Annotated in this window: 28 protein-coding genes; 16 read left to right on the top strand and 12 right to left on the bottom strand. The window is 64.3% G+C overall.

Annotated elements, in window-relative coordinates; all coding sequences use genetic code 11:
- Nucleotides 1-97: 97 nt before the first annotated feature.
- Together BM222_RS25530 and BM222_RS25525 are read left to right on the top strand one after the other, a co-directional pair.
- Nucleotides 98-835 (top strand): GyrI-like domain-containing protein, encoded by a 738-nt coding sequence (locus BM222_RS25530; protein ID WP_092233940.1) that lies wholly within the window; start codon nucleotides 98-100, stop codon nucleotides 833-835.
- A 5-nt stretch (nucleotides 836-840) separates the two neighbouring features.
- Complete coding sequence (locus tag BM222_RS25525; RefSeq protein ID WP_177243455.1) at nucleotides 841-1,545, top strand: SIMPL domain-containing protein; 705 nt, start codon at nucleotides 841-843, stop codon at nucleotides 1,543-1,545.
- Nucleotides 1,546-1,758: 213 nt separating this feature from the next.
- Here BM222_RS25525 and BM222_RS25520 read toward each other — a convergent pair whose 3' ends face one another.
- Nucleotides 1,759-2,736 carry an MBL fold metallo-hydrolase gene (locus BM222_RS25520; RefSeq protein WP_177243454.1) on the bottom strand — a complete coding sequence of 326 codons (978 nt, stop codon included), beginning with the start codon at nucleotides 2,734-2,736 and terminating at the stop codon, nucleotides 1,759-1,761.
- A 541-nt stretch (nucleotides 2,737-3,277) separates the two neighbouring features.
- Between BM222_RS25520 and ffh the strand changes: the two genes are divergently transcribed.
- From ffh to leuC, 6 genes are all read left to right on the top strand, one after another.
- Nucleotides 3,278-4,831: a signal recognition particle protein gene (ffh, locus tag BM222_RS25515; protein ID WP_092233932.1), complete on the top strand. Its 1,554-nt coding sequence runs from the start codon at nucleotides 3,278-3,280 to the stop codon at nucleotides 4,829-4,831.
- Between the two features lie 137 nt (nucleotides 4,832-4,968).
- Nucleotides 4,969-5,301 carry a 30S ribosomal protein S16 gene (rpsP, locus tag BM222_RS25510; protein ID WP_014438992.1) on the top strand — a complete coding sequence of 111 codons (333 nt, stop codon included), beginning with the start codon at nucleotides 4,969-4,971 and terminating at the stop codon, nucleotides 5,299-5,301.
- Between the two features lie 9 nt (nucleotides 5,302-5,310).
- Complete coding sequence (rimM, locus tag BM222_RS25505; RefSeq protein WP_092233929.1) at nucleotides 5,311-5,868, top strand: ribosome maturation factor RimM; 558 nt, start codon at nucleotides 5,311-5,313, stop codon at nucleotides 5,866-5,868.
- Between the two features lie 6 nt (nucleotides 5,869-5,874).
- On the top strand, nucleotides 5,875-6,642 hold the full coding sequence (gene trmD / locus BM222_RS25500; protein ID WP_092233926.1) for a tRNA (guanosine(37)-N1)-methyltransferase TrmD: 768 nt from the start codon (nucleotides 5,875-5,877) through the stop codon (nucleotides 6,640-6,642).
- 109 nt (nucleotides 6,643-6,751) lie between these two features.
- The gene (rplS, locus tag BM222_RS25495; protein ID WP_092233923.1) at nucleotides 6,752-7,132 is read left to right on the top strand and encodes a 50S ribosomal protein L19; all 381 of its coding nucleotides are present in this window, start codon (nucleotides 6,752-6,754) and stop codon (nucleotides 7,130-7,132) included.
- A 429-nt stretch (nucleotides 7,133-7,561) separates the two neighbouring features.
- Nucleotides 7,562-8,968, top strand: coding sequence for a 3-isopropylmalate dehydratase large subunit (leuC, locus tag BM222_RS25490; protein ID WP_092233920.1), 1,407 nt, complete (start codon nucleotides 7,562-7,564; stop codon nucleotides 8,966-8,968).
- Between the two features lie 76 nt (nucleotides 8,969-9,044).
- On the opposite strand, the gene BM222_RS25485 is transcribed toward leuC, so the two are convergent.
- The 3 genes from BM222_RS25485 to BM222_RS25475 all read right to left on the bottom strand — a co-directional run bounded on the left by BM222_RS25485 (nucleotide 9,045) and on the right by BM222_RS25475 (nucleotide 10,289).
- Nucleotides 9,045-9,584: a hypothetical protein gene (locus BM222_RS25485; protein WP_092233917.1), complete on the bottom strand. Its 540-nt coding sequence runs from the start codon at nucleotides 9,582-9,584 to the stop codon at nucleotides 9,045-9,047.
- Nucleotides 9,585-9,717: 133 nt separating this feature from the next.
- Nucleotides 9,718-9,981, bottom strand: a complete 264-nt coding sequence (locus BM222_RS25480) for a hypothetical protein (protein WP_092234117.1) — start codon at nucleotides 9,979-9,981, stop codon at nucleotides 9,718-9,720.
- A 26-nt stretch (nucleotides 9,982-10,007) separates the two neighbouring features.
- Nucleotides 10,008-10,289: a hypothetical protein gene (locus tag BM222_RS25475; RefSeq protein ID WP_092233914.1), complete on the bottom strand. Its 282-nt coding sequence runs from the start codon at nucleotides 10,287-10,289 to the stop codon at nucleotides 10,008-10,010.
- A gap of 156 nt (nucleotides 10,290-10,445) precedes the next feature.
- On the opposite strand from BM222_RS25475, the gene BM222_RS25470 reads away from it, so the two are divergent.
- The 3 genes from BM222_RS25470 to BM222_RS25455 all read left to right on the top strand — a co-directional run bounded on the left by BM222_RS25470 (nucleotide 10,446) and on the right by BM222_RS25455 (nucleotide 12,566).
- The gene (locus BM222_RS25470; RefSeq protein WP_092233911.1) at nucleotides 10,446-10,844 is read left to right on the top strand and encodes a metallopeptidase family protein; all 399 of its coding nucleotides are present in this window, start codon (nucleotides 10,446-10,448) and stop codon (nucleotides 10,842-10,844) included.
- A gap of 250 nt (nucleotides 10,845-11,094) precedes the next feature.
- Nucleotides 11,095-11,700, top strand: coding sequence for a 3-isopropylmalate dehydratase small subunit (leuD, locus tag BM222_RS25460; RefSeq protein ID WP_092233905.1), 606 nt, complete (start codon nucleotides 11,095-11,097; stop codon nucleotides 11,698-11,700).
- Nucleotides 11,701-11,780: 80 nt separating this feature from the next.
- Nucleotides 11,781-12,566, top strand: coding sequence for a glycosyltransferase family 32 protein (locus BM222_RS25455; RefSeq protein ID WP_092233902.1), 786 nt, complete (start codon nucleotides 11,781-11,783; stop codon nucleotides 12,564-12,566).
- Between the two features lie 32 nt (nucleotides 12,567-12,598).
- Here BM222_RS25455 and BM222_RS25450 read toward each other — a convergent pair whose 3' ends face one another.
- Both BM222_RS25450 and BM222_RS25445 read right to left on the bottom strand, forming a co-directional pair.
- Nucleotides 12,599-14,359, bottom strand: a complete 1,761-nt coding sequence (locus tag BM222_RS25450; RefSeq protein ID WP_092233899.1) for a caspase family protein — start codon at nucleotides 14,357-14,359, stop codon at nucleotides 12,599-12,601.
- Nucleotides 14,360-14,415: 56 nt separating this feature from the next.
- A complete protein-coding gene (locus BM222_RS25445; RefSeq protein WP_092233896.1) occupies nucleotides 14,416-15,168 on the bottom strand; it encodes a hypothetical protein in 753 nt (250 codons plus the stop codon).
- A gap of 618 nt (nucleotides 15,169-15,786) precedes the next feature.
- Here BM222_RS25445 and BM222_RS25430 point away from each other — a divergent pair.
- Nucleotides 15,787-16,635, top strand: a complete 849-nt coding sequence (locus BM222_RS25430; RefSeq protein WP_092233887.1) for a Crp/Fnr family transcriptional regulator — start codon at nucleotides 15,787-15,789, stop codon at nucleotides 16,633-16,635.
- A 4-nt stretch (nucleotides 16,636-16,639) separates the two neighbouring features.
- On the opposite strand, the gene BM222_RS25425 is transcribed toward BM222_RS25430, so the two are convergent.
- Nucleotides 16,640-17,521, bottom strand: a complete 882-nt coding sequence (locus BM222_RS25425) for an HpcH/HpaI aldolase/citrate lyase family protein (protein WP_092233884.1) — start codon at nucleotides 17,519-17,521, stop codon at nucleotides 16,640-16,642.
- Nucleotides 17,522-17,633: 112 nt separating this feature from the next.
- Between BM222_RS25425 and BM222_RS25420 the strand changes: the two genes are divergently transcribed.
- Nucleotides 17,634-18,278, top strand: coding sequence for a carbonic anhydrase (locus tag BM222_RS25420; protein WP_092233882.1), 645 nt, complete (start codon nucleotides 17,634-17,636; stop codon nucleotides 18,276-18,278).
- Nucleotides 18,279-18,409: 131 nt separating this feature from the next.
- Here the strand turns inward: BM222_RS25420 and BM222_RS25415 are convergent, their stop codons facing one another.
- Entirely contained in the window at nucleotides 18,410-19,444 is a 1,035-nt protein-coding gene (locus BM222_RS25415) for an aspartate-semialdehyde dehydrogenase (RefSeq protein WP_092233880.1), read from the bottom strand.
- A gap of 116 nt (nucleotides 19,445-19,560) precedes the next feature.
- Between BM222_RS25415 and BM222_RS25410 the strand changes: the two genes are divergently transcribed.
- Both BM222_RS25410 and BM222_RS25405 read left to right on the top strand, forming a co-directional pair.
- Entirely contained in the window at nucleotides 19,561-20,358 is a 798-nt protein-coding gene (locus BM222_RS25410; protein ID WP_092233877.1) for a hypothetical protein, read from the top strand.
- 147 nt (nucleotides 20,359-20,505) lie between these two features.
- Complete coding sequence (locus BM222_RS25405; protein ID WP_092233875.1) at nucleotides 20,506-20,892, top strand: hypothetical protein; 387 nt, start codon at nucleotides 20,506-20,508, stop codon at nucleotides 20,890-20,892.
- Between the two features lie 175 nt (nucleotides 20,893-21,067).
- On the opposite strand, the gene BM222_RS25400 is transcribed toward BM222_RS25405, so the two are convergent.
- Nucleotides 21,068-21,706 carry a DapH/DapD/GlmU-related protein gene (locus BM222_RS25400; protein WP_092233872.1) on the bottom strand — a complete coding sequence of 213 codons (639 nt, stop codon included), beginning with the start codon at nucleotides 21,704-21,706 and terminating at the stop codon, nucleotides 21,068-21,070.
- Between the two features lie 128 nt (nucleotides 21,707-21,834).
- Nucleotides 21,835-22,947: a 3-isopropylmalate dehydrogenase gene (gene leuB, locus BM222_RS25395; protein WP_092233869.1), complete on the bottom strand. Its 1,113-nt coding sequence runs from the start codon at nucleotides 22,945-22,947 to the stop codon at nucleotides 21,835-21,837.
- Between the two features lie 229 nt (nucleotides 22,948-23,176).
- Between leuB and BM222_RS25390 the strand changes: the two genes are divergently transcribed.
- The gene (locus BM222_RS25390; RefSeq protein ID WP_092233866.1) at nucleotides 23,177-24,361 is read left to right on the top strand and encodes a YbfB/YjiJ family MFS transporter; all 1,185 of its coding nucleotides are present in this window, start codon (nucleotides 23,177-23,179) and stop codon (nucleotides 24,359-24,361) included.
- 3 nt (nucleotides 24,362-24,364) lie between these two features.
- Here BM222_RS25390 and BM222_RS25385 read toward each other — a convergent pair whose 3' ends face one another.
- The gene (locus BM222_RS25385) at nucleotides 24,365-25,147 is read right to left on the bottom strand and encodes a molybdopterin-dependent oxidoreductase (protein ID WP_092233863.1); all 783 of its coding nucleotides are present in this window, start codon (nucleotides 25,145-25,147) and stop codon (nucleotides 24,365-24,367) included.
- 10 nt (nucleotides 25,148-25,157) lie between these two features.
- The gene (locus tag BM222_RS25380; RefSeq protein WP_092233860.1) at nucleotides 25,158-25,787 is read right to left on the bottom strand and encodes a cytochrome b/b6 domain-containing protein; all 630 of its coding nucleotides are present in this window, start codon (nucleotides 25,785-25,787) and stop codon (nucleotides 25,158-25,160) included.
- Between the last annotated feature and the right edge of the window lie 16 nt (nucleotides 25,788-25,803).

Below are 25,803 nucleotides of genomic sequence, written 5' to 3'. Positions count from 1 at the left end.
GTTAGAACGGCGCAGTTCGCGCGATCGGGGATGCGCGGCCGGGATTCGGGCCCTTGGTGGGCAAGGTCTTGATACGGAAGCTGTTGGGGAGAATAGAATGTTCGGGTTTCGTCGTCTCGCTTTGGCCGCGCTGATCCCGGCAGCGGCCTTGTCGCTTGGCCTGTCCGGTGCTCTGGCGCAGACCCCGAGCCCGGCGCCCGCCGCATCGGTCAGCCCCTCGCCGGCCCCATCGGCCACGCCCTCACCAGCCGCAAGCGCCTCGCCGGCGCCCGCAGCAACTCCCGCGCCGGCCCCCTCGCCTGCGGCCAGCGCGTCACCGAGCCCGGCGACACCGCCGCCCGCCGCAGCCGCCACGCCCGCGCCGGTGCAAACAGCCGATCCCTTTGGCCAGGAGACCATGCTCGAGGCCAGGAAGGTCCTGATGGTCAAGGGCACCGCCAATTGGGACTCGGCTTTCGACACCCTGGTCGACGCCTTCAAATCGCTGAACGCAGTGCTCGACAAGCAGGGCATCAAGCACGCCGGCAATTCGATGATCGTCTACACCTCGACCGACGACACCGGTTTCACCTTCTTCGCCGAAGTCCCGATCGACCAGGATCCGAAGAACCTGCCCAAGGACATGAGCATCGGCAAATCGCCTGAGGGCAAGGCGCTGAAATTCGTCCATCGCGGCTCCTACGACAACATGGACAACACCTACGAGGCGATCACCAATCACCTCGACGACAAGAAGCTGGAAGCCAAGGACACGTTCATCGAGGAGTACCTCACCGATCCCCTGAAGACGGCCGAGGACAAGCTCGTGATCAACGTGTTCGTACCGCTGAAGTGAGCCCAATGAAAAAGCCTGCCGCCCTCGCTGCCATTTTTGCTGCCACGATGTCGACAATGCCCGCGCTTGCCGACGACTTCCCGTCCGTCGTCTCCGTGAGCGGCGAGGCAACCGTCTCCGCCGCGCCCGATCTCGCGCAGATCGATGCCGGCGTCGCCAATGATGCCAAGTCGGCGAAGGAAGCTTCCGATGCCAACAACGCCGCGATGGGCAAGGTGCTGCTGGCGCTGAAGGGGGCCGGCATCCCCGAGAAGGACTACCAGACCTCGCGCCTTTCGCTGCAGCCGCAATATGCACCGAACCGCTCGAACGGCGCATCGCCCGTGGTCGGTTTCCGCGCCTCCAACCGCGTCACGGTGAAAATTCACGACGTGACGAAGGTGGCAGGCATCATCGACATACTGGTCGGCGCCGGCGCCAACGACATCGGCAACATCTCGTTCGAGGTGACGCAGGCGTCAAAACTGCTCGACGACGCCCGCGAGCAGGCGGTGGCAGATGCGCGGCGCAAGGCCGATATCTACGCCAAGGCGACAGGTGTTACGCTCGGCGCGCCGCTCAGCGTCTCCGAAGGCAGCGCTCCGATGCCATTATTCAAGAGCCGCATGGCCGCTGCCCCGATGGCCGCGCCCGCAGCCGTAGCACCGGGTGAGGAGACGCTGTCGGTGACGGTCAATGTGAGCTGGTCGATCAAGCCGAAAGAGCAGTAGGCGGTAAGAGGCGCATTGCCTGCTCCAGATACAGCTGTCGTCCCGGCCTAGCGCGCAATTGCGCGCGGGGGGCCGGGACCCATACGCCGCAGCAGCAGTTGTTCCGCGAAATGGTCATTGCCTGTGTTCGCCAAACTATTGCTGCGGCGTATGGATCCCGGATCTGCGCTTCGCTTGTCCGGGACGACAGCGGAGAATGATGCCAGCTCTCGGCTAAATCTCCACCACCTGTCCGGGCTTCATCGCGACAAACCGCTCTTGTGAGATGTTCGCCGCAGCGAGCGCTTCAACCAGCGCCTTCGCCGGCGCATCGATCGCCTCGTCCGTCAGCTGGAACGTGCCGTGGTGGTGCCCCAGCGCTTGCTCTGCCCCACAATCGGCGAGCGCCTTCACCGCATCTTCCGGGTTCATGTGCTGGTCGCGCATGAACCAGCGCGGTTCGTAGGCGCCGATCGGGAGAATCGCGAGACGTAGCTTGCCGTGGTTCTCGGCGACGCGGCGAAAGTGCGTGCCATCACCATAACCTGAATCGCAGACGACGTAGATCTTGCCGGCCGGCGTCTCCAATACAAAACTCGCCCACAGTGCCTTGTTGCGGTCGAACATGCCGCGCGCGGTCCAGTGCCGGGTCGGCACCAGCGTCGCCGCAATGCCGCCCCCGAGCTCGACGCGCGCGTGCCAATCGAATGCCTCGGCCTTGATCGTGGAATCGGCGCTCCGCATCGTGACGTCATTGCCGAGCGGGGTGACGACGCGCGGCGCGAAATTCTTGGCAAGCCGCGACAGCGTCGCGAGGTCCAAATGATCGTAATGGCCGTGCGAGACCAGCACGACGTCGATGTCAGGCAGCTTCTCGAAGGCGATCCCGGGATCGTTGTGCCGCTTCGGCCCGGCGAAACTGACCGGCGACACGCGCATCGACCAGACCGGATCCACGAGGATATTGAGGCCGCCGGTCTGGATCAGCCAGCTGGCGTGGCCGACGAAGGAGAGCCGCGCCTTGTCGCCGTCGACCCGCTGCGGCGGGGTGTCGGCGTGGGGACTGGGCACCCACACCGGCCATTTCGCCCGCTCCCGCGCGCTGAACTGCCAGCGCAGCACCTCGCGGAGCGATTTCGGCGGCGCTCCGTCCGGATCGAAGAAATGCAGGCCGTTGAAATGGTCGGAGGCGGGGCCGTCATAGGTTTTCATGCGAGACATCCAGAGGGAGGGCACACGCCAGCCATTGCGCCGGCCCCGGCAAGCAGTCCGAACAGGCGGCGACGGGTGACCGACACGGGCGGCTTTCAGGGATGGTTTGGACGATAGGGCATCCCGGGCTATATGGGCGGGGCCGCCCAAAAAGGAACCCATCGCCGGAAATGCCCAGATTTCAAGGCCTTGGGCTGGCAAGGGCGCCCCGCCACCCTAACTTTCCTTGACTTTTGGGCGTGAGCGGCGTTTAACCCCGCCACTTTCTCGGAAAGGCTTTCTTTACGACCCGCCGCCTGGCCCCGGAGGTCAGAGGTCAACGCCCGACAGCGCTGTGCGCCCTCGGGCGCAAAGGTGTTTGGAAGATCGTTTGCCCGAGGACGTGGTCATCGCCCGACTTGATCGGGCGATCCAGTATCCCGGAGGCGGCTCGGCTAGACACCGAGGTGCCGCGGCGTACTGGATGCCCCGGTCAAGCCGGGGCATGACAGCGGAGAATAAAGGCGCGCCCCTCACTGGGGACAGCAACAGGACAACGGCATTGTTCGACAATCTGTCGGAACGGCTTGGCGGCATTCTCGATCGTCTGACGGGGCGCGGTGCGCTGACCGAAAAGGACGTCGATGCCGCGATGCGCGAGGTGCGGCGCGCGCTGCTCGAGGCCGACGTTGCGCTCGAGGTCGTGCGCAGCTTCACCGATCGCGTCCGCGAACAGGCCATCGGCGCCACCGTCGTCAAGTCGGTCACGCCAGGCCAGATGGTGGTCAAGATCGTCCATGACGAGCTGATCAACACGCTCGGCGCCGAAAGCCAGAGCATCGACGTCAATTCCGTGCCGCCGGTGCCGATCATGATGGTCGGCCTGCAAGGCTCGGGTAAGACGACCACCACCGCAAAGCTCGCCCGCCGCCTGGTTCAGCGCGACAAGCGCAAGGTGCTGATGGCCTCGCTCGACGTCTACCGGCCGGCGGCGATGGAGCAGTTGGCCGTGCTCGGCCGCGACCTCGACATTCCGACGCTGCCGATCGTCGCGGGCCAGCAGCCGCCGCAGATCGCGAAGCGCGCGCTGGAAGCGGGCAAGCTCGGCGGCTACGACATCGTGCTGCTCGACACCGCCGGCCGCACCACGCTCGACGAAGAGATGATGTCGGAAGCAGCCGCGATCAAAGCCGCCGCCAATCCGCATGAAGTGCTGCTGGTCGCAGACAGCCTCACCGGTCAGGACGCCGTGAACCTGGCGCGCGCGTTCGATCAGCGCGTCGGCCTCACCGGCATCGTGCTGACGCGCGTGGACGGCGACGGCCGTGGCGGCGCCGCGCTGTCGATGCGCGCCGTCACCGGCAAGCCGATCAAGCTGATCGGCACCGGTGAAAAGACCGACGCGCTGGAAGATTTCCACCCCGATCGTATCGCCGGCCGCATCCTCGGCATGGGCGACGTGGTGTCCCTGGTCGAACGCGCCGCCGCCAATATCGACGCCGAAAAGGCCGCGCGCACCGCCGAGCGCATGCGCAAGGGTCAGTTCGACCTCAACGACATGCGCGAGCAGCTGCTGCAAATGGCGAATATGGGCGGCATCAGCGGCCTGATGGGCATGATGCCCGGCATCGCCAAGATGAAGAACCAGATCGCGGCCGCCGGGATCGACGACAAGATCCTGAAGCGCCAGGTCGCGGTGATCGATTCCATGACGCGCGACGAGCGCCGTCACCCTGACCTGCTCAAGGCCAGCCGCAAGAAGCGCATCGCCGCCGGCTCGGGCCAGAGCGTCGAGCAGGTCAACAAGCTCCTGAAGATGCACCGGAACATGGCCGACATGATGAAGGCCATGGGCTCGGGCAAGCGCGGCCCGCTCGCCGGCATCGCGCAGGCGATGGGCTTTGGCGGTGGCATGAAGATGCCGTCTCCCGAAGAGATGAAAGCGCTTCAGGAAAAGATGCAGGGCGGCGGGGGACAGGGTCTGCCGAGCCTGCCGAAGGATTTGCCGGCTGGCTTGCGCCAGGGGTTACCGAATGTGCCGGGGCTCACGGGCCTCAGCAACAAGCCGACCCTGCCTGGGCTCGGCGGCTTCCCCGGACTGGGGAAGAAGAAATGACCTCGACCGTCATTGCGAGCGAAGCGAAGCAATCCAGAAATGCTTCCACGGGAACAGTCTGGATTGCTTCGTCGCTTCGCTCCTCGCTATGACGAGCAACATCAACCTTTGAATTTGCAGCTACTCAGGAGAACTAAATGTCCGTCGTTATCCGCCTCGCCCGCGCAGGCACCAAGAAGCGTCCCGTCTATCACGTCGTCGTCGCCGACTCGCGCTTCCCCCGCGATGGCCGCTTCATCGAGCGTCTCGGCTACTTCAACCCGCTGCTGCCGAAGGACAACGAGACCCGCCTGAAGCTCGACATGGACAAGGTAAAGGCCTGGCTCGCCAAGGGCGCGCAGCCGTCGGACCGCGTCTCCCGCTTCCTCGATGCCGCCGGCGTCAAGAAGCGCGAAGCACGCAACAACCCCGAGAAGGCCGTGCCGCGCAAGGAGCGCAAGGCGCAGGCCGAAGCCGCCGCGAAGGGCTAAGGCTCAGCCATGTCGGCGCTGATCTGCGTCGCGCGGATCGGCGCCGCGCATGGTGTGCGCGGCGCGGTCAAACTGTGGACCTTCACCGAAGATCCCTTTGCCGTGAAGCGCTACGGTCCGCTCCTCTCCAAGGACGGCAAGCGCCAGTTCGAGCTGGCGCAGGCACGTGAAGGCAAAGACCATCTGGTCGCGACGTTCAAGGGCATCACGACCCGCGACGAGGCCGAACGCCTCAACGGCATAGAACTCTACGTTGCGCGCGAAAAACTGCCCGCGACCGACGAGGACGAATATTACCACGCCGATCTGATCGGGCTCGCCGCCGTCACCATTGACGGCGATGCGCTCGGCCGCGTGCTCGCGATCCATAATTTCGGCGCCGGCGATATCATCGAGATCGCCCCGCCGAAGGGTCCGATGATGCTGCTGCCGTTCACCAACGCAGTGGTGCCCGAGGTCGACATCGCCGGCGGCCGCGTCGTGATCGCGCTGCCGCAGGAGATCGAGGGCGACAGGAACGAGGGCACCTCTCCGGGTCGTCCGGGCGAGGTCCGGGACGAGAACTGAGACCCGATGACCCATCCCTCACCCTGGCGCGCGACGGTGCTGACGCTGTTTCCGGAGATGTTTCCGGGACCGCTCGGCGTGAGCCTGGCCGGCCGGGCGCTGGCCTCCGGCCTCTGGCAGATCGAGGCGCGGGACATCAGGGCCTCGGCCACCGACCGCCACCGCAGCGTCGATGACACCCCCGCCGGCGGCGGCCCGGGCATGGTGCTGCGGGCGGACGTTCTGGCGGCGGCCATCGATGCCGCCGAGATTGGCCCCGACCGGCCCCGCCTTCTCATGAGCCCGCGCGGTCGGCCATTGACCCAGGCCCGCGTTGCGGAACTCGCCGGCGGCCCCGGTCCGCTGATCGTCTGCGGGCGGTTCGAGGGAATCGACCAGCGGGTGATCGACGGACGCGGCCTGGAGGAGGTCTCGATTGGCGATTACGTGCTGTCGGGGGGCGAAATCGCTGCGCTAGCGCTGATCGACGCCTGCGTCCGGCTGCTGCCGGGGGTCATGGGCAAGGAAGCCTCGGGAACCGAGGAGAGTTTTTCGGACGGCCTGCTCGAATACCCCCAATACACCCGCCCGCAGCTGTTCGAGGGGGTTCCGATCCCTGAGATCCTGACGTCCGGGGACCACGGCAAGGTCGCCAGCTGGCGGCGGGCGCAATCCGAGGCCCTGACAGCGGCGCGGCGACCCGATTTATGGGCCCAAATCCCACCCAAGATCCCACCCAAGGCGCCGAATCGGCCGCGACGCCAAAAAACGCCAAAAAACAAGACAGACGGGTGACAAACGCTCCGGCTTGCCTTATAGGAGCGGCCACATCCGCAATGGCTGGATAAACGAATTTCGCGCGGCCCCCGTTTCGAAGGCTGGGCGCGCCGATGGAGATTTACCCATGAACCTGATCAAGCAGCTCGAGCAAGAGCAATTCGACAAGCTGTCCGCCGGCAAGGACATTCCGGAATTCGGTCCCGGCGACACCGTGATCGTCAACGTGAAGGTCGTCGAAGGCGACCGCACCCGCGTGCAGGCTTATGAAGGCGTTTGCATCGGCCGTTCCGGCGGTGGCCTCAACGAGAGCTTCACCGTTCGCAAGATCTCCTACGGCGAGGGCGTGGAGCGCGTGTTCCCGGTGATGTCGCCAATGATCGACTCGATCAAGGTGGTGCGCCGCGGCAAGGTGCGTCGTGCCAAGCTCTATTACCTGCGCAATCTCCGCGGCAAGTCGGCTCGTATCGTCGAGAAGACCGAGCACGCCAAGGCCGTCAACGAGTAAGCGTCGCGTCCGGACGAGTTTTGAGAAGCGCGGGGCTCGGCTCCGCGCTTTTTTGTTTGCCGAAACGCTCTCCCCAACCTCGTCATTGCGAGCGCAGCGAAGCAAATCCAGAGTCCTTCCGCAGAGACAGTCCTGGATTGCTTTCGTCGCAAGGGCTCCTCGCAATGACGATGCCGCTAGGCTCTCGCGCTTTAACTCCCGCGTGCTATATAGCTTCTAGAATGTTTCCAGATCTGACCAGCTTCGTGAGTCCCCAGCGCATCGTCATCGACGATCGCTCGCGGCTGCCTGGCCGGTTCTTCGGACGCTTCGCGACCTCGGCAACGTCAGAGCTTACGCGCGCAGCCTAAAGGCTGCGCTGACGATTTTGTTGCCCCGCGCGGCCTGCCGCGCTCATCGCTTACACACATTCCTTCGGAGCTTAAGCTCATGTCCAAGCCGACCACCCTGTACGACAAGATCTGGAACGACCATCTGGTGCACGAAGCCGAGGACGGCACCTGCCTGCTCTATATCGACCGTCACCTGGTGCACGAGGTGACCTCGCCGCAGGCGTTCGAAGGCCTGCGCGCCACCGGCCGCAAGGTCCATGCGCCGGAGAAGACGCTGGCAGTCGTCGATCACAACGTGCCGACGACCGATCGCACCAAGCCGAACCCCGATCCTGAGAGCATCGAGCAGATCAAGGCGCTCGCCGAGAACGCCAAGGAATTCGGCATCGAATATTACAACGAGTTCGACAAGCGCCAGGGCATCGTCCACGTCATCGGCCCCGAGCAGGGTTTTACGCTGCCCGGAACCACCATCGTCTGCGGTGACAGCCACACCTCCACGCATGGCGCGTTCGGCGCGCTCGCGCACGGCATCGGCACATCGGAGGTCGAGCACGTTCTGGCGACGCAGACGCTGATCCAGAAGAAGGCAAAGAACATGCGTGTCACCGTCGACGGCAAATTGCCTGACGGCGTGACGGGCAAGGACATCATCCTGGCCATCATTGGCGAGATCGGCACTGCCGGCGGTACCGGATACGTGCTGGAATACGCCGGTGACGCGATCAGCGCGCTCAGCATGGAAGGCCGCATGACGGTCTGCAACATGTCGATCGAAGGCGGCGCGCGCGCCGGTCTCGTTGCGCCCGACCAGAAGGCGTTCGACTTCCTGCGCGGCCGGCCGAAGGCGCCGAAGGGCGCGGACTGGGATGCGGCGATGCGCTACTGGGAAAAGCTGCGCTCCGACGAAGGCGCGCATTTCGACCACGAGCTGCGCCTCGACGCAGCCAAGCTGCCGCCGATCGTGACCTGGGGCACTTCGCCCGAGGACGTCATCTCCGTGACCGGCATCGTGCCCGACCCTGACAAGATCGCTGACGAGGCCAAGCGTCTCTCCAAGCATCGCGCGCTCAAGTACATGGGCCTGACGGCGGGAACGAAGATCACCGACATCAAGCTCGACCGCGTCTTCATCGGCTCCTGCACCAACGGCCGCATCGAAGACCTGCGCGCCGCCGCCAAGATCGCCGACGGCAAGCAGGTGTCGGCCAGCGTCAACGCCATGGTCGTGCCGGGCTCCGGCATCGTGAAGGAGCAGGCCGAAGCTGAAGGTCTGGACAAGATCTTCATCAAGGCCGGCTTCGAATGGCGTGAGCCCGGTTGCTCGATGTGCCTCGCGATGAACCCGGACAAGCTGGCTCCGGAAGAGCGCTGCGCCTCGACATCGAACCGCAACTTCGAGGGCCGTCAGGGCTTCAAGGGCCGTACGCATCTGGTGTCGCCGGCAATGGCGGCGGCAGCGGCGATCGCAGGTCATTTCGTCGACGTCAGGGATTGGCGCTGAGCCGGTCCGGGCAATCGCACGCGTTCGGCCAGACGAACAAAGGGCGCCGTTGAGGCGCCCTTTCCATGTCGACCACTTACCAATAGCGGTACGGATGGTGCCAGCGATGCCAATGGTGCCAGTGGCAGATGCGGCGCGGACCGTAATAGGTCCAGATGATCCGGCAACGGCGCGGATGGTAATAGTAAGGATGGTAGCCGCCGTAATAATAGCGCCGGTGGAAGTGGCGATAGCCGTAATACGGACGATAATAGCCGCCGCCCCAATGGCGGCGGTAGCCGCCGTAATGGATGCCGCCGTAGCGCACGCCGCCGCCATGGAAAGCCGGCGCAGCGCGGAAGCCGCCACCGTGAAAACCGCCGAAGTGACCTCCACCACCATGGAAGCCGCCGCCATGTCCGCCGCCGCCATGTCCACCACCGCCGTGTCCTCCGCCAAAGCGGACTTGCGTGATCACGTCGCCGCTCGTGATCTTCGCGGCGGGCAGCGCGGTCGGGTTGATCGGCGTCATCGCTTCAGCGCGGCGGGCAGTCCCCGCCGACAGCATCAGGGCGGCGACGGCCGCAAGCCCGAGCAAGCGCAACGGGCGTGCCCCGGGACGCAACATCCTCGGCATGGAATGTCTCCCTCAATGTGGACAGCAGCATCGCGGCGCCACGTCTCGCGCCGTTGCTGTTCATTGCAGTCGCTTCCGGGATTAAACTAGGAACGGCGACGTGAATGCGCCATGAATGAACAAATGGGTCGCCTCACCAGAACGGCCCGTAGCCGAACACGAATGGCGCGGGCACGCCGTAAGGATAGGGGCGGTAATAGACGGGACGCGCATAATAGTGCGGATCAGGACGCGGAGTGTACCGCGTCACCTCGTCGTATCGCCGATGCCGTCGCGCATCGAATATTGCGCGCCCGGCGGAAGCATCCGGCAGCTTCGTCACTCTCTGCGTCGCGGACGCCTGAGACAGACCTGCGGCGAACGCGACGACGACGGCGAGAGCAGTCCATTTCGCCATGACGACCTCGGCCCCCGCCATTCAGATCAGCCGCGGCGCCAGTAGCAGCTCATATGCGGCGTGATCACGGTGCCGCTTGGCCGGTGCTCCTGCACATAGGCGACGCTGCACTCGCGGACCGCATCCGGGCCCGGATTGTAGCGCGGATAGACGCCATCAGGGCCGTCATAGGGCGTGACGCGCAGGCGGGTCTGCGGCCGCTTGCGCGGCGGCGGAAGGTCGTCAGATGAGGCAGCCTGGGCCATGTGAACCCCGCTGCCGGCCGTTTGCGCCTGGGCGGCAACGCCAAGCAGCGAAAACAACCCCATGCACAGTAGCGTCAGCACTGTTTTTGCTCGCATTTCACCGCCCACCTGGACCACCCCGACCTGGGCCCCACGCTCCCCGTTTTGGCGGCGCCCGTCAACCTCGCAGCGCTTATAAAGCCGGATGCATCGTAGCGAAACCCACGCTAAGACAAGCCGATGTGGACGGACCTGAAAGCGCCCTCGCTGGCCGAAATGGAAACGACCGCGCACGAGATTTTCGAGCGCCTGCCGGCGGAATTCCGCAGGCTGTGCGAAGGCCTGATCATCCGCGTCGACGACTTCCCCACCGAGGAAGTGCTGGACGAGATGGAGTGCGAGAGCGAGTTCGACCTGCTCGGCCTGTTCCAGGGCGTCGGTCTGCCCCAGCAGAGCTTTGGCGATGTGGCGCGGCTGCCCAACATGGTCTGGCTCTACCGCCGGCCGATCCTGGATTACTGGGCCGAGCACGACGAAAGCCTCGGCCACATCGTCCGTCACGTCCTGATTCACGAGATCGGTCACCATTTTGGTCTTTCGGACGACGATATGGCGGCGATCGAGGCTCAAGGGGAGTAGTCGCCGCAAGGGCGGTGCACTCCCTCCCCCGCGTGCGGGGGAGGGTTGGGGAGAGGGTGTCACCGCAATGGGACACTCCCCCAGAGGAGAGAACCCTCACCCCAGCCCTCTCCCGCAAGCGGGAGCGGGAGCAGACCTCATCCGCGGCTTGATTCAGCAAAGCAGACTAGCCCTGCCGAATTCGGCCTAGGATTCAGCCCCTGATCGCGATAAATACGCGGTCCCTAACCACCCCTCGGGAAGCGCAACCATGGACAAGTTCACCACGCTGGAAGGCGTCGCGGCGCCGCTGAAGATCATCAATGTCGACACCGACATGATCATTCCGAAGCAGTACCTCAAGACCATCAAGCGCACGGGGCTTGGCAAGGGGCTCTTCTCCGAGCAGCGCTACAAGGACGACGGCAGCGAGAATCCGGATTTCGTCCTCAACCAGTCCGCCTATCGCAACGCGAAGGTGCTGGTGGCCGGCGACAATTTCGGCTGCGGCTCGAGCCGTGAGCACGCGCCCTGGGCGCTGCTCGATTTCGGCATCCGTTGCGTGATCTCGACCTCGTTCGGCGACATCTTCTACAACAACTGCTTCAAGAACGGCATTCTGCCGATCCGCGTCTCCCAGGAAGACCTCGACAAGCTGTTCGACGACGCCGAGCGCGGCGCCAACGCGACGCTGACGATCGACCTGCCAAACCAGGAGATCCGCGGTCCCGACGGCGGCAAGGTCAAGTTCGAGATCGACCCGTTCCGCAAGCACTGCCTGATCAACGGCCTCGACGACATCGGTCTCACGATGGAGAAGAAGTCCTCGATCGACACCTATGAAGCGAAGCTCAAGCGCGAACGCGCCTGGGCCTGAACTCGAGTTTCAGGCGAAGCCCCGGTGCGTGACGCGCGCCGGGGCTTTTTCTTTGCCTTGGATATCGTATAGCTGCCCACATGCTTCCCGAGATCGTCACCTTCTGGCACGGCCCGATGGACGCGCTGCGCCAGACCTGCCTGCGCTCGCAGCTGGCTGCCGGCCACAAGGTCACCGTCTACAGCTTCGACACCATTCCGGGCCTGCCTGCGGGCATCGAGAACGCGGATGCCGAAGCGATCCTGCCGCATGCCTTCTCCGAGCGGCTGAGGCCGCCGCAGCCGGACGGAAGCTGGCGCGACTGGACCACGCTGCAGTTCAGCGATTTCTTCCGCATGAGGCTGATGGCGAAGGGCCTCGGCCTCTGGCTCGATGCCGACGTGCTGCTGCTCAGGCCCGTCGAGATCGATCCGGCCAAGCCTTACTTCGCCTGGGAGCGTTCCCGCCGACTCGGCAACTCCGTTCTCTATCTCCCGCAAGGACATCAGATCGTCCGCGCCTACGAAGGGCTGATGGAGCAGGAGGAGCTGACCCCGGAATGGCTGTCACTGAGCCATCGGCTGAGCTTTGCGATACGGCGATTGAGCGGCGGCTCGCAGCGCTTGTCGGACCTCCGCATTGCCATTTTCGGGCCACCGGCCTTGACCATCCTCGCGCGCCGGTCGGGCGATCTGCAGCGAGCCCTGCCGAAGCGATCGTTCTACGCGGTGCATTCCGAACCAAAGCTGTTTTTCGATCCGTCGAGCTATCTCGGCCTCGTCACCGATCCCAACGTGATCGGCCTGCACATCTCCGGCAAAGGGCGAAGCAAGCAGCCGCCGATTCCCGGGAGCCTGTATGCGTGGGCGACGGCGAGGTTCGCGTAGCTCCGTTCGTTGGAAGCGGCGCGTCGCGGGAGCTAGAGCGTATCATTTCGCGCGCACGCGTCGCGCTGGGCGAATCCCTTCACGAGCTTTCGGCAGGCGCGATAGCGCTCTTCCATCGTCGCACCGCCGGTACTCGCGGGCGCACTCGATCCGGCGTTGCTTTCCTTCCTGACCGCGTGAGGCTGGGAGCCTCTCTCGTGTTTTGCCGTGGGCGCCGCGTCGTTGGGCGCCGACACAAGCTGCCAGATCGGACGAAGCTCCATGTTCGCTGTTTCGGACGGCTTCTCATCATTGAAAGAAGAGAGAGCAAGGACGTTCTTCTCCAGCCTGACCGTCACCGGCGTCCCGCTGATCGAAAATTTGTTGTCCGTGACATACTCTGCGAACGCTCGGTAGCCCGCCTGGTCTTTCGTCCACGATCCCTTTACCGGCGGTCCCCAGAGATAAAATCCCTTTGCCAGTCCCGTGTCGGAGACGTCAGTGATGATCAGCATGGCATAGCGTCCCTTGCCATTCGACCACCCGCGCTTGCTGGACCACACACCAACAAGCCCGGAAGCGAATTTGAGCGGGACGTCCAGGCTGGACGCGAAGGTGAAGGCCGGCAAAACCAGTCGCTGAGCTGCTGCAACGGCCGCTACTTTTTGGCTATCCTCGGGCGTAAACAGATTGCGATCCGCGGCCTTGGTCTCCTGACGCCCGCTCGTATCCGATGTCGCAGAGATCGTCGGAGCCGATATCGCCGCCGCTTCAATCGCCTTGAGATCCTTGATCCGCTGTCGTGCTTCCGCGACATGATTGCTACGGGGATACCTCGCCAGAAAGTCCTCATAGAGACCAGCGACATTCGATGTCTGGATCGCCAGCCAGAACTGCTCGTCTTCCGCCGGCGTTGCGGTTGCGGGCATTGGCGTCGACGCGGCCGGCGCCTGAGCGCTCGCGGCGGGCGCTTTCAGATAAATCTCTTCCTTCGACAGGGAACCATACACGAAAGGCTGCTGTTCGCGCTGGGTCGCCGCCATGACGTCATCGCGAACCCGCCGAAACAGAAACGATATCTCGAGGCCCGGTGTTTCGATGTGACGAAGAAGCGATGCCGTGAACGGACTGTTCCGGCCATCGCCATCGCTTGCCGTGGTCCCATCCCGGGCGGCATACGCAATCAGAACGTTGTCGGTTGGTTCGGTCGGCGCGAGTCCACGAGCAACGGCCCGGGTGCTGATCGAGCGCTTCATTTTCGCGGCAAAGGGGTTATTGCGGCACGCGTCAAGGATCACGAGGCCCAACTTCCGTGCCTTCGACACCTGAAGGCTCACAGAACGCAGGCTGATGGCCTCGCCCTCGATATCGGTATCGCTGCGCAACTCCGCGCTGACGGGTATCAACCAGTTCTCGCCGGCAACCTCCATGCCGTGTCCGGCGTAAAACACGACAGCGAGGTCGGCGCCCTCGGCAGACCGGCCGAACTCGACCACGGCCTTCCTCATGTCTTGTGCGTTCGCGTCCTTGATCTGGGTGACCTTGAAATCAAGCCGCTCCAGCGCGCGACCGATGTCCGCCGCATCACGGGTCGGGTTCGGCAATTCGGGCACTTTCTCGTAAGCGCTGTTGCCGATAACAAGCGCGACCCGGGCCTGCTGTGCGAGCGCCGGCTGGCCGAACCAGAATGACGTGAGGAGAAAGACCGCCGCTTGAAAGACACGCATCAAATGCTGACCCGGATCGAATATCGGCCGAGGGTAGCATCCCATTTCACCACCGCAACGGGAAAAGCAGCGGCCGCGGAACGCCATTGTCCGCGCACATTGCCGACGTCGCGCCGCGCCGAAGCGGCGCGCTCAAGCTGGGATCAGAAGCCGACGCTCTCGTTCACATAGAACGTGTTGAGAATCGTCACCCGGTCACGATCGGTCTGGATCGGCGGGCGGCCGTGCCAGCTCATCCTGGTCAGGGTGTGATACGCCTTCAGCACCACGAACGCGTATCCGACATTGGGCAGGAACGGGATCGTCTTCACGGGCTCGAGGCAATAGGAGCCGACGTGAAGCAATCCCTTGAGAGACGCCTGATAGAGCGTCGTTCCCAACGCTTCCTGGCTGTCGTCACCGGGGCAATAGAGCTGCATCGTGACGACCTTCTTGCGCGTGTCCGGATGCGGCTTGATCTGGTAGCCGTCCCTGTCGACATAGACGACCGGCTTTGCAACCAGCGTCAGATCCTCGGCTCGGGCGACCTTGTCGCCGCGGGCGCGAATCTCGAGCCCGTCATGCAGCCGGTTCCGTATCGCCTGCTCGACGCTCTTCGACGTCAGCATCGCCGACACGGCAGCCCAAGCGGGGCGCAGCGATGGTTCGATCTTGTCGACGTTTTCGCCGTAAAGGCGCAGCGCCATACGGGTCCCCGTCCCGGTGATCGGATCGTAGCCCTGGGTGGGCACGCTCCGGATCAGGTCCCGGTAGAAATCCGCGGGGAAGAAATCGCGGAACACGATGTGGGGGAACGGAGACGCGGAATGGTCGGCGTTCTCGATGCTGCGCACTGCATGCGCCGTGAGTTCGTCAACCAGGTTGGCAGGAGCAGCGATTTCCGCAAGCGCCGTCATGAGAACACCTCACACAAGGTTGGGCCTGATATGTCCAACTGTTCTGGAATTACCTCGCGACGCAGGCCTTGCGCAAGTCAACGGCAGCAAACGCGGCGGATATTCGCGCGGACGTGATCCAAAAGCATCGCGGCGCCGCAGTATCTGGCAAATCAATGGATTAGCGACGTTTCCAGCCGCCAACCGGCCGCGTTCCGTTGACTATCGAGCCTCGCGGAACAGGCCAGGCCTCAGCCTTTCCCCGATCAGAGCGATCGCATCCGCTCGATGGTGCGGCGGGCCATGTCGGCGTGCAGGCGCTCCACATCGCGCCTCGATGCGGATCGCGCCACGCGGGACGTTTTCCGGCAGATCGAACGCCGCGACGATATTGCGCGCGCCTTCCTCGGGTGGCGTGAAGATCACGTTGCGCGCGGGATGGACTGATCGATCCCCTGCTTGGATGGGCGGGGATGGTCGACATTCGTGAGCACCGCCGCCGAGCGGCGCGAGCGTGAATAGTATGACAAATGCAATATCGTGCTCGTGGGCGCGACGACCGCAATTGTCCGTACTTGATCTCGACCGATGGCTCTGTTTGGATGATGGCCCTTCGGCAATTCGTATCTCCGGATCATCATGGTGAATGAAATCGATGGCTTCCGTCGTTCATCGGCTGCACGTTCACAAGAGAGCATCGTGACCGCCCACCGCGCTGGCACTGGGAATCGGTTACTGGCGGCGTTGCCGCCGGCGGATCTCGGCCTGCTCACACCCTACTTCCAGAAGGTCTCGTTCGAACCCGATGCCGTCCTGGTGCGGTCGGACGATGAGCTCGATCCGGTTTATTTTCCTCACAGCGGCGCAATCGCTTTCATGCTCGATATGCCGGACGGGCAAACGGTCGCAACCACCTTGATGGGACGGGAAGGCGCCTTGGCCTCGTTCTCCGTGCTCGGCCCGTCGCTTTCATCCGTGACTGCGATTGCTCGCGTGGCCGGCAAAGCGTCCCTGATTTCCGCCGCCAAGTTTCGGGCTGCCTTTGAGCAAAGCGCCGCCATCAGGAACGTCGTGCAGGTCCACGCTCGCTCCGTATTGTTACAGCTCCAGCACGTCGCCGCTTGCAACGCGCTGCACCGGGTGGATGGCCGCATGGCGCGGTGGCTCCTGCAGCTTCACGACCGCGTTCCCGATGACCGGCTTCCAGTGACGCAGGAGGCGCTGGCGCAATTGGTTGGGGTGCGACGGACGACGGTGACCCTGACGATGAGCAAGCTGCGCGAGGCCGGCGCAGTCCCGTCAGACGGCCGCGGGTTCGTAGAGATCGATCGGGCGCGGCTCGAGAAGGTCGCATGCGATTGTTATTCGCTCATGCAGCGCAAGATCGATCGGATGTATTGCGAGGAATTGGCGGCACCGCCGCCTGCTCTTTGCGAACAGACGCTTTCCGCTTGGCGCGGAAGAGCGGATGTCGCTGTCCCGCGTTGAGGCCTCAGCCCTTGCCCATCGCGGCGATCGCGTCCGCGATCTCGATCGTGCGCTTTGCCATGTCCGCGTGCAGGCGCTCCACCATCGCGCCGTCGAGGCGGATCGCGCCGCGCGAGGCGTTTTCGGGCAGCTCGAATGCGGCGATGATCTTTCGGGCGCGCGCGACTTCCTCTTCGGGCGGCGTGAAGATCACGTTGCAGGCCTCGATCTGGGAGGGATGGATCAGCGTCTTGCCGTCGAAGCCGAGGTCGCGGCCCTGCGCGCATTCGGTGGCAAAGCCATCGGGGTTGGCGATGTCGCTGTAGGGGCCGTCGAGGATTTCGAGCCCGGCGGCGCGCGTCGCCAGGATGCAATGCGTGATCATCGGGATCATCGCGGCGCGGCCGGGCAGCATCTTGATGCGTGTCTCGCGCGAGATGTCGTTCGGTCCGAACACGAAACCGGCGAGGCGGCTCGATGGATCGCGACCGGCCTGCGCCAGTTCCTCGGCATGTAACACGGCGCGCGCGGTCTCGATCATGGCCCAGACCCTCACCGTCGGCGCGGCGCCGAGCCGGGCGAGGTCGCGGCCGATGGTTTGGAGATCCTCGATGCTTGAAACTTTTGGAACCAGGATGCCGTCGGGCGAGGCCTTGGCGGCCATCGCGATGTCGTCGGCCCACCATTGCGTGTCGAGGGCGTTGGTCCGGATCAGGATCTCGCGCTTGCCGAACCCTTTTGCAGCGATCGCGGCGGCGATGCCGTCGCGCGCGGCGGCCTTGGCATCAGGAGCAACGGAATCTTCGAGGTCCAGGATGAGGCCGTCAGCGGCGAGGTTCCGCGCCTTCTCCAGCGCCCGCGGGTTGGAGCCGGGCATGAACAGATGGCTGCGGCGCGGGCGGGTCATGGCTGGCTGTCCTTCCGGTTTCCTCGTCTCTCTTCCACCCTCAGCCGATAGCACCTGGCCTGCCTATTCGAAAGGCTTGTTCGTCGCCCGGCTCTATGGTTAGGCATAGGCCATGATCACATTCCCGAAGTCCTTGCTGGAAGGCTACAACGCCTTCGCCACCCAGCGGCTGCCGGCCGAGCAGAACCGCTACCGCGAGCTGTCGGTGAAGGGGCAGTCGCCTGAGGTGATGGTGATCGGCTGTTGCGACAGCCGCGTCTCGCCCGAGGTGATCTTCGACGTCGGCCCGGGCGAGCTGTTCGTCGTCCGCAACATCGCCAATCTGGTGCCGACCTACCAGCCTGACGAGAACGCGCATGGCGTCTCGGCGGCGCTGGAATATGCGGTGACCGTGCTGAAGGTGAAGCACATCGTGGTGCTCGGACACGCCCAGTGCGGGGGTATCCGCGCCTTCGTCGACAAGATCGAGCCGCTCACGCCCGGAGACTTCATCGGCAAATGGATGCAGATGTTCATCAAGCCCGGCGAGGTCGTCGAGCAGCGCGAGCACGAGACCATGGCGCAGTTCGTCGAGCGCATCGAGAAGGCCGCGGTGTTCCGCAGCCTCGAAAACCTCATGACGTTCCCGTTCGTGAGCAAGGCCGTCGAAAGCGGCCAGATGCAGCTGCACGGCGCCTATTTCGGCGTCGCGAGGGGAACGCTGTTCGTGCTGGACAAGGCGACCAAGGAATTCAAGAGCGCGCGGAGCGTGGTCTAGGCTCAGCTCTTGTAGGGCGGGTTAGCCGAAGGCGTAACCCACCTCTTTAGTGTCCGCGGTGGCAGAAGTGGTGGGTTACGCCGAGCAGATGCGCTTCGCGCATCTGCAGGGCTAACCCACCCTACACTTTCTTACGCCGCCTTCTTCTTCGCGCTGATCAGCTTGCGGTTGATCAGGACTTCCGCGATCTGGATCGCGTTGAGCGCGGCACCCTTGCGCAGATTGTCGGACACGCACCACAGCACGAGGCCGTTCTCCACCGTCGCGTCCTCGCGGATGCGGCTGATATAGGTCGCGTCCTCACCAGCCGCTTCATACGGGGTGGCGTAGCCGCCGGGCTCCTGCTTGTCGATGACGAGGCAGCCGGGCGCCTTGCGCAGGATCTCGCGGGCTTCGTCGGCGCTGATCGGATTCTCGAACTCGATATTGACCGCTTCGGAATGGCCGACGAAGACGGGCACGCGCACGCAGGTGGCAGACAGCTTGATCTTGGGATCAAGAATCTTCTTGGTCTCCGCCATCATCTTCCACTCTTCCTTGGTGTAGCCGTCCTCCATGAAGACGTCGATGTGGGGGATGACGTTGAAGGCGATGCGCTTGGAGAACTTCTTCGCGATCAGCTCGTCATTGGTGTAGACGGCCTTGGTCTGCGAGAACAATTCGTCCATGCCGTCCTTGCCGGCACCCGACACCGATTGATAGGTCGAGACGACGACGCGCTTGATGTTGGCTTTCTCGTGCAGCGGCTTCAGCGCGACCACGAGCTGGGCGGTCGAGCAGTTCGGGTTGGCGATGATGTTCTTCTTCTTGAAGCCTTCGGTCGCGTCGGCATTCACCTCGGGCACGATCAGCGGCACGTCCGGATCCATGCGCCAGGCCGAGGAATTGTCGATCACGACAGCGCCGGCGGCGCCGATCTTCGGCGACCATTCCTTCGAGACCTCGCCGCCCGCCGACATCAGGCAGATGTCGACGTCGGAGAAGTCGAAATGCTCGAGCGCTTTGACCTTCAAAGTGCGGTCGCCATAGGAGACCTCGACGCCCGTGCTGCGGCGTGACGCCAGCGCCACGACCTCGTCCGCGGGGAATTTGCGCTCATCCAGAATGTTGAGCATTTCCCGTCCGACATTGCCGGTCGCGCCGACGACTGCGACTTTGTAACCCATCGTTCACTCTCCGATGAAAAAGCCCGTTCCTGAAGCTGACGCTTAAACAGGAGGAGCAGCGCTTCTATGCGAGAACCGGCCTCAAGACAACGTTGGACCATGCCTGTAGGCCGTGGATGCAATCGCCTGAGGCCAGCACGGCCGTTAGCCCCACCCAGTACCTGGCGCTCGCCAATTTCGCCGACGAGGTTGTCGGCACGCTGGCGCGCCTGTTCGCCTATGTGGGGACGCTGGTGCTGTTTGCCATCCTCGCGCTCGCCGGGCTCGGCCAGCTGCCCGACCTGCGCGACGATCAGCCCACGGAGAAGCCCGGCTGGGCCGAGGCGTCCCGGTCGCATCCGGCCTTTGCCCTCAGTCGCCTCGATTCATCAGAGAAAACAGCATCTTACACGATTCTCAGACATCCCGAAGGCGGCCGGCGCGACGTGATGCGCTGGGCCGGCGATGCCGATAGACCCGCTGATAGACCATTGGCCGAGCTCGAGATCTACCTGGAAGGCAACGAATTCGACGTGACGCAGCCGGCGACATCAGGCCTCGCCGTCCAGATGCGCCTGGCCGCGACGACCTCGCTCGAGCAGGCCGGCCTGATCGACACCAAGTTCGGCCCTGTCGCCCTCTTCAAGCCGACGGGCACCGCGGACGGGGCGCCGTCCTGCCTCGGCTATCTCAAGCGCAACGAGGAGCCGGCGCTGCAGATCTCCGGCTTCACCTGCCAGGACGATACCATGCCGGCCCGCCGGGCAGCCGTCGCCTGCACCCTGAACCGGCTGACGCTGCTCACCTCGGGTAACGAGCCGAAGCTCGCCGAATTGTTCGCCCATGCGGAGCTGAAGCGCCGCTCCTGCGCCGGCACAGGCTCGGCGGACTGGCTGCTGGGCGCTGCGAATGCGCAATTGCGCGGCGCGCTTTGACCCTCAAGTCGCTGGTATCCATGCAACTTTTGCCGGCACGCCCGATTATTCCGGCGCGGTGTGACTGAATTGACCTAGTTGCACCCGCCCCGGCCGGGCTAGTATGGGGTGAAATCGACTGGCGGCGCGCCGCCTGAAGGGGACGTGATGAGCTCGAATTTCTTTGCGGCGAACAAACTGGCGACGTGGCTTGCGGCGGGCGCCGTCATGGCCGTGAGCTTTGCTGCGCCGGCGTCGGCCGACACCAAGACCAAGCCGCGCTATGACGAGCGTGGCCGGCACTATTACGGTCCCGCGGGCCCCAACGCGGTCTACCAGCAGGGCCGGACCCGTATTTACGTGAGCAAGCGCTCTTGGCTCGACGGCGGCACCGAGGTCAATCCGGGCGACCGCAAGTTCAGCGATTACGCCTTCCCGCCGGCTGTGGGCTATCCGTCCTTTGCCCGCGAGAACAACAACCGCCCGATCGATCGCCAGCCGCTGTCGACCCCGGCCGATGTCGGCGGCTATCCGCAAAATTTCCCGCTGTACTGAGCGGCGTCGCTTTCAAAGCAAAATGGCCGGGCTAGCGCCCGGCCATTTTTGTTTTTGCGAGATGTCGTAGGGTGGGTTCGCGCAAGCGCAACCCACCAATTCTGTCGCTGCGGAGATCAAGGCGGTAGGTTACACCATGCGGACTGCGCTTTGCACAGTCGCAGGGCCAACCCACCTACGCATTGGCCGCGGGATCATAACGCCGGCAAAACTCTTCGATCGCCTCGGAACGGAAATCCGCAAGGCGCTCGAAGATGAGATCATCGGGCCAATCCCACCAGGCGATGCGGCGCAGGCTATCCGCGACAGAACCATCGAAGCGCTTGCGGATGAGGCGGGCGGGAACGCCGCCGACAATGGTGTAGGGCGCGACATCGCGGCTGACGACCGCGCCCGCGCCGATGACCGCGCCGTCGCCGACCGTGACGCCCGGCAGCAGGATTGCGGCATGACCGATCCAGACGTCATGGCCGACGATGACGCGGTCGCCGCGGCGATCGGCAAAGAAGTCACGGTCGCGGCTCGCGCTCGCCTCGTAATATTCGGGGACATAGGTGAAGCGATGCTGCGACGGACGGCCCATCGGATGATTGGGCGCGCCGATCCGCACCGAATTGGCGATGGCGGTGAACTTGCCGATGACAGCGTCGGCGACATCGCAGTTTTCGCCGAGATAGGAGTAGTCGCCGAGCCAGGCATATTCGATGCGCGTATGGCCGAGAATCTCGCAGCGCCGCCCGATGTGCGCCTCGCGCTGGCGCACCGTCTCATGGATGAAGGTTTCCGCGATCTTGGGGCGCGGTGAGGCGTCCATGAAGTGGCTCCGGGAGAAGGTGCCGTAGGGTGGGGTTAGCCGAAGGCGTAACCCACCGCCTTGGTTTCCGCAGAAACAGCAGAGGTGGGTTACGCTGCGCTAACCCACCCTACGAATCTGCGCCTGCCTTACGCGTGCAGCTTCTGCAATTCCTTCAGGATCGCTTCGCCCATCTGCGTGGTCGAGGCGGCCGTGCTGCCTTCCGACTTGATGTCGACGGTACGCAGGCCGCTGGCGAGCACCGCAGCGATCGCGGCATCGACCTTGTCGGCAAGATCGCCCATGTCGAAGGAATAGCGCAGCGCCATGCCGAAGGACGAGATCATCGCGATCGGATTGGCGAGGCCCTTGCCGGCAATGTCGGGCGCCGAACCGTGCACGGGCTCGTACAGCGCCTTGCGCTTCTTGCTCTTCACGTCGACCTCGCCGAGCGAGGCCGAGGGCAGCATGCCGAGCGACCCCGTCAGCATGGCCGCGATGTCGGACAGCATGTCACCGAAGAGATTGTCGGTGACGATGACGTCGAACTGCTTCGGCCACTTCACCAGCATCATGCCGCCGGAGTCGGCGAGCTGGTGCTCGAGCGTGACATCGGCATATTCGCGCTTGTGAAGCGCGGTCATGACCTCGTTCCAGAGCACGCCCGACTTCATGACGTTGCGCTTCTCCATCGACGTCACCTTGTTCTTGCGCTTCCGGGCCAACTCGAAGGCGACGCGCCCGATGCGCTCGATCTCATAGGTGTCGTAGACCTGGGTGTCGACGGCGCGCTTCTGGCCGTTGCCGAGATCGGTGATGGTCTTGGGCTCGCCGAAATAGACGCCGCCGGTGAGCTCGCGCACGATGACGATGTCGAGGCCCTCGATCGCCTCGCGCTTCAGGCTCGAGGCATCGGCCAGCGCCGGATAGCACACGGCCGGGCGGAGGTTGGCGAACAAAGCGAGATCCTTGCGCAGCCGCAGCAGGCCGGCTTCCGGGCGCACCTCGTAGGGCACGGCATCCCATTTGGGGCCACCGACCGCGCCGAAGATGATGGCGTCGGCGGCCAGCGCCTTGGCCATGTCGCCTTCGGAGATCGACACCTTGTGGGCGTCATAGGCCGAACCGCCGACCAGGCCGGAATCGGTCTCGAATTTGGCGATCCCGGCCGAATTGAGCCAATCGATCAGCCGCTTCACCTCGCCCATCACCTCGGGGCCGATACCGTCGCCGGGGAGCAGCAGCAATTTGTGGGTCGCCATGGTCGTTCTTCCTCCGTTGCGTCATGGCCGGGCTCGACCCGGCCATCCACGCCTTGGCTCAACAACACAGAAGACGTGGATGCCCGGCACAAGGCCGGGCATGACGGCATCTCGTGAATTTCGGCCGGAGTGCTAGAGCGGCCTTGCGCGCTTGGCAAGACACCATTGCCGCGGCGCGGCTGTGCAAGGAGGGCAGGGCCTGCCACACTGGGCGGCGCCGGAGTACCCTTTGCTCGCCCCTGATCGCCCGCCCGTCGCGCACCCCGCGCGACTGATCCTGACCCTGTCGCTGGCCGCAACCGTCGGGCTCGGCATCGGCCGCTTTGCCTATGCGCTGGTGCTGCCCGACATGCGGGAGGATCTCGGCTGGTCCTACTCGGCCGCCGGCTTCATGAACACCATCAACGCCGTCGGCTACCTCATCGGCGCGCTGCTGGCGTCCCGGCTGATCCAGCGCGTCGGCTGGTCGGCGGCGATCCGCTTGGGAACATTGGCCTGCGTCGCCGCGCTCGCCACCTGTGCGCTGACGGGGAATTTCATCGCGCTGAGCCTGGCGCGTCTCGTGCTGGGCCTCGGCGCGGCGGCCGGCTTCGTCGCCGGCGGCGCGCTGGCCGCGGCCATCGCGCAGTCGCGCCCCGAACGGGCCAATTTCCTGCTGAGCCTGTTTTATGCCGGACCCGGCATCGGCATTCTCGCCTCCGGGCTGATCGCGCCGTTCACGCTGCAGCATTTCGGCCCGGGCTCGTGGTGGATCGTGTGGTGGGCGATGACGCTGCTGTCGGCCGCGATGACCGTGCCGCTGTTCCTGGTCCGGATCGAGAGCGGCGCGCGCTTTTCAGAAGGCAGCCACGCCGCCTTCGCCGTGCTTCCCGTGCTGATCTATCTCACCGCCTATTTCCTGTTCGGCGCCGGCTACATCGCCTACATGACCTTCATGATCGCCTATGTCCGCGACGGCGGCGGCGGTGCGGCGGCGCAAGCCGCATTCTGGGGCCTGATCGGCATGAGTGCCTTCGTGACGCCCTGGGCCTGGCGCCGTGTGCTGGCGCTTGACCGCGGCGGCCTCGCCACCGCGATCATCCTCGGCACCAACGCGATCGGCGCCGGCCTGCCGGTGCTCGGACATTCGCCGGCCTGGCTCGCGGTCTCGGCGGTGGTGTTCGGCGTCGCCTTCTTCGCCGTGGTCGGCTCGACCACCGCCTTCGTGCGCTTCAACTATCCGCCGCAGATGTGGCCGACCGCGATCGCGGCGATGACGATCTCGTTTGGCGTCGGACAAACGCTCGGGCCCATCCTGGTTGGCGCGATCACCGATGCGCTCGGGAGCCTGAGTTACGCGCTGAACGTGTCGGCGGCATTGCTGGCATTGGGCGCGGTGCTGGCGTTGTGCCAGCGCAAGGTGGGGCCGGCCTAGGCGTCAGCTCCCGCTGTACGAATTATACCCCTGGTCTTCCCAATAGCCGCCCTTGTAGTCGTTGGTGACTTCCATCGAGATCACGTATTTCGGGTTCTTGAAGCCGAGTTTCGTCGGCACGCGGATCTTCATCGGGAAGCCGTAGGCGCGCGGCAGAATCTCGTTCGCATATTTGAACGTCATCTGCGTCTGCGGATGCAGCGCGGTGCGCATGTCCAAAGGCGAGTTGTAGCCGTCCTTGTCGGCGCACTGGAACCAGACATATTTCGCCCTTGTGTCGGCGCCGACGAGCTTGAGGAAATCGCGCAAGGGCGTGCCGGTCCAGCTGCCGATCGCGCTCCAGCCTTCGACGCAGATGTGACGCGTGATTTGCGTGACCTGTGGCAGCTTGTAGAGCTCCTGAAGCGTCCAGGATTTCTTGACGTCGACGAGGCCGCGCACCTCGAGCTTCCAGTCGTCGGCATCGACGTCGGGCGCGTCGTCGAGATCGTAATAGGCATTGAACGGGAACGGCTTCGTAATCGCGCTCTCCGGGAAGGTCGGCGCCAGTGCATCGGGATTGAAGATGAAGTCCTGTACGGCGTCGTTGAATTTCGAGATCTTGGTCAGCAGGGCCTCGGCCGAGGACGAATCGACCACGTCACAGCCGGTGAGCAGCGTCAGCGCGCCGAGGCTCGCGCCGCCCGCGATGAAGCGGCGGCGGGTGAGATCAGGCATCACCTTGAGGGAGTCCTTGATCAGCAGCCGCTTGTCGACGCCGGGGATCAGGAATGAACGCTTGGCCATGTCTCTCTCCTCAGCGACCGATGATCATCGCGCGCAGGCTCTTCGGCACCAAGAGCGCGAGCAGCACGTGAACGACGAGGAAGGCGCAGATCGCGGCCATGCAGAAAAAGTGGACGTAACGCGCGGTCGGATAATCGCCGAACAATGTCACCAGCCAATGCAGCTGCACCGGCTTCCACATCGACAGGCCCGACAGCACGATCAGCACGCCGACAACGATGATGCCGGCATAGAGCGTCCGCTGCACGTAATTGTAGACGCTGAGATCGTCATGGCCGAGCTTGAAGGTCAGGGCCGCCCTGACGTCGTGGAGCACGCCCGAGGGCGTGATCGGCAGCAGCTTCTTGGCGAAGCGGCCGGATGCGAAACCCGTGACGAGATAAGCGAGGCCGTTGATCATCAACAGCCACATCGCCGCGAAATGCCAAAGCAGGGCGCCGCCGAGCCAGCCACCCAGCGTGTACTCGCGCGGAAAGCTGAAACCGAACAGCGGCGAGGCATTGTAGATCTGCCAGCCCGACAGGATCATCAGGATCATGGCAAATGCATTGGTCCAATGCATGACCCGGACCCAGACCGGCTGGATCACCTTGGCCTTGGTGGCGCTGACCTGCTCGTCGGTCACTGTGAGGCTCGACATGATGGTTCCGTCCTGA

Origin of the sequence: Bradyrhizobium sp. Gha (assembly GCF_900113735.1) — a bacterium.
Classification (GTDB): Bacteria; Pseudomonadota; Alphaproteobacteria; order Rhizobiales; family Xanthobacteraceae; genus Bradyrhizobium.
Note: the sequence above shows the minus strand (reverse complement) of the source record. Positions and strands in the feature narration are given on the sequence as shown.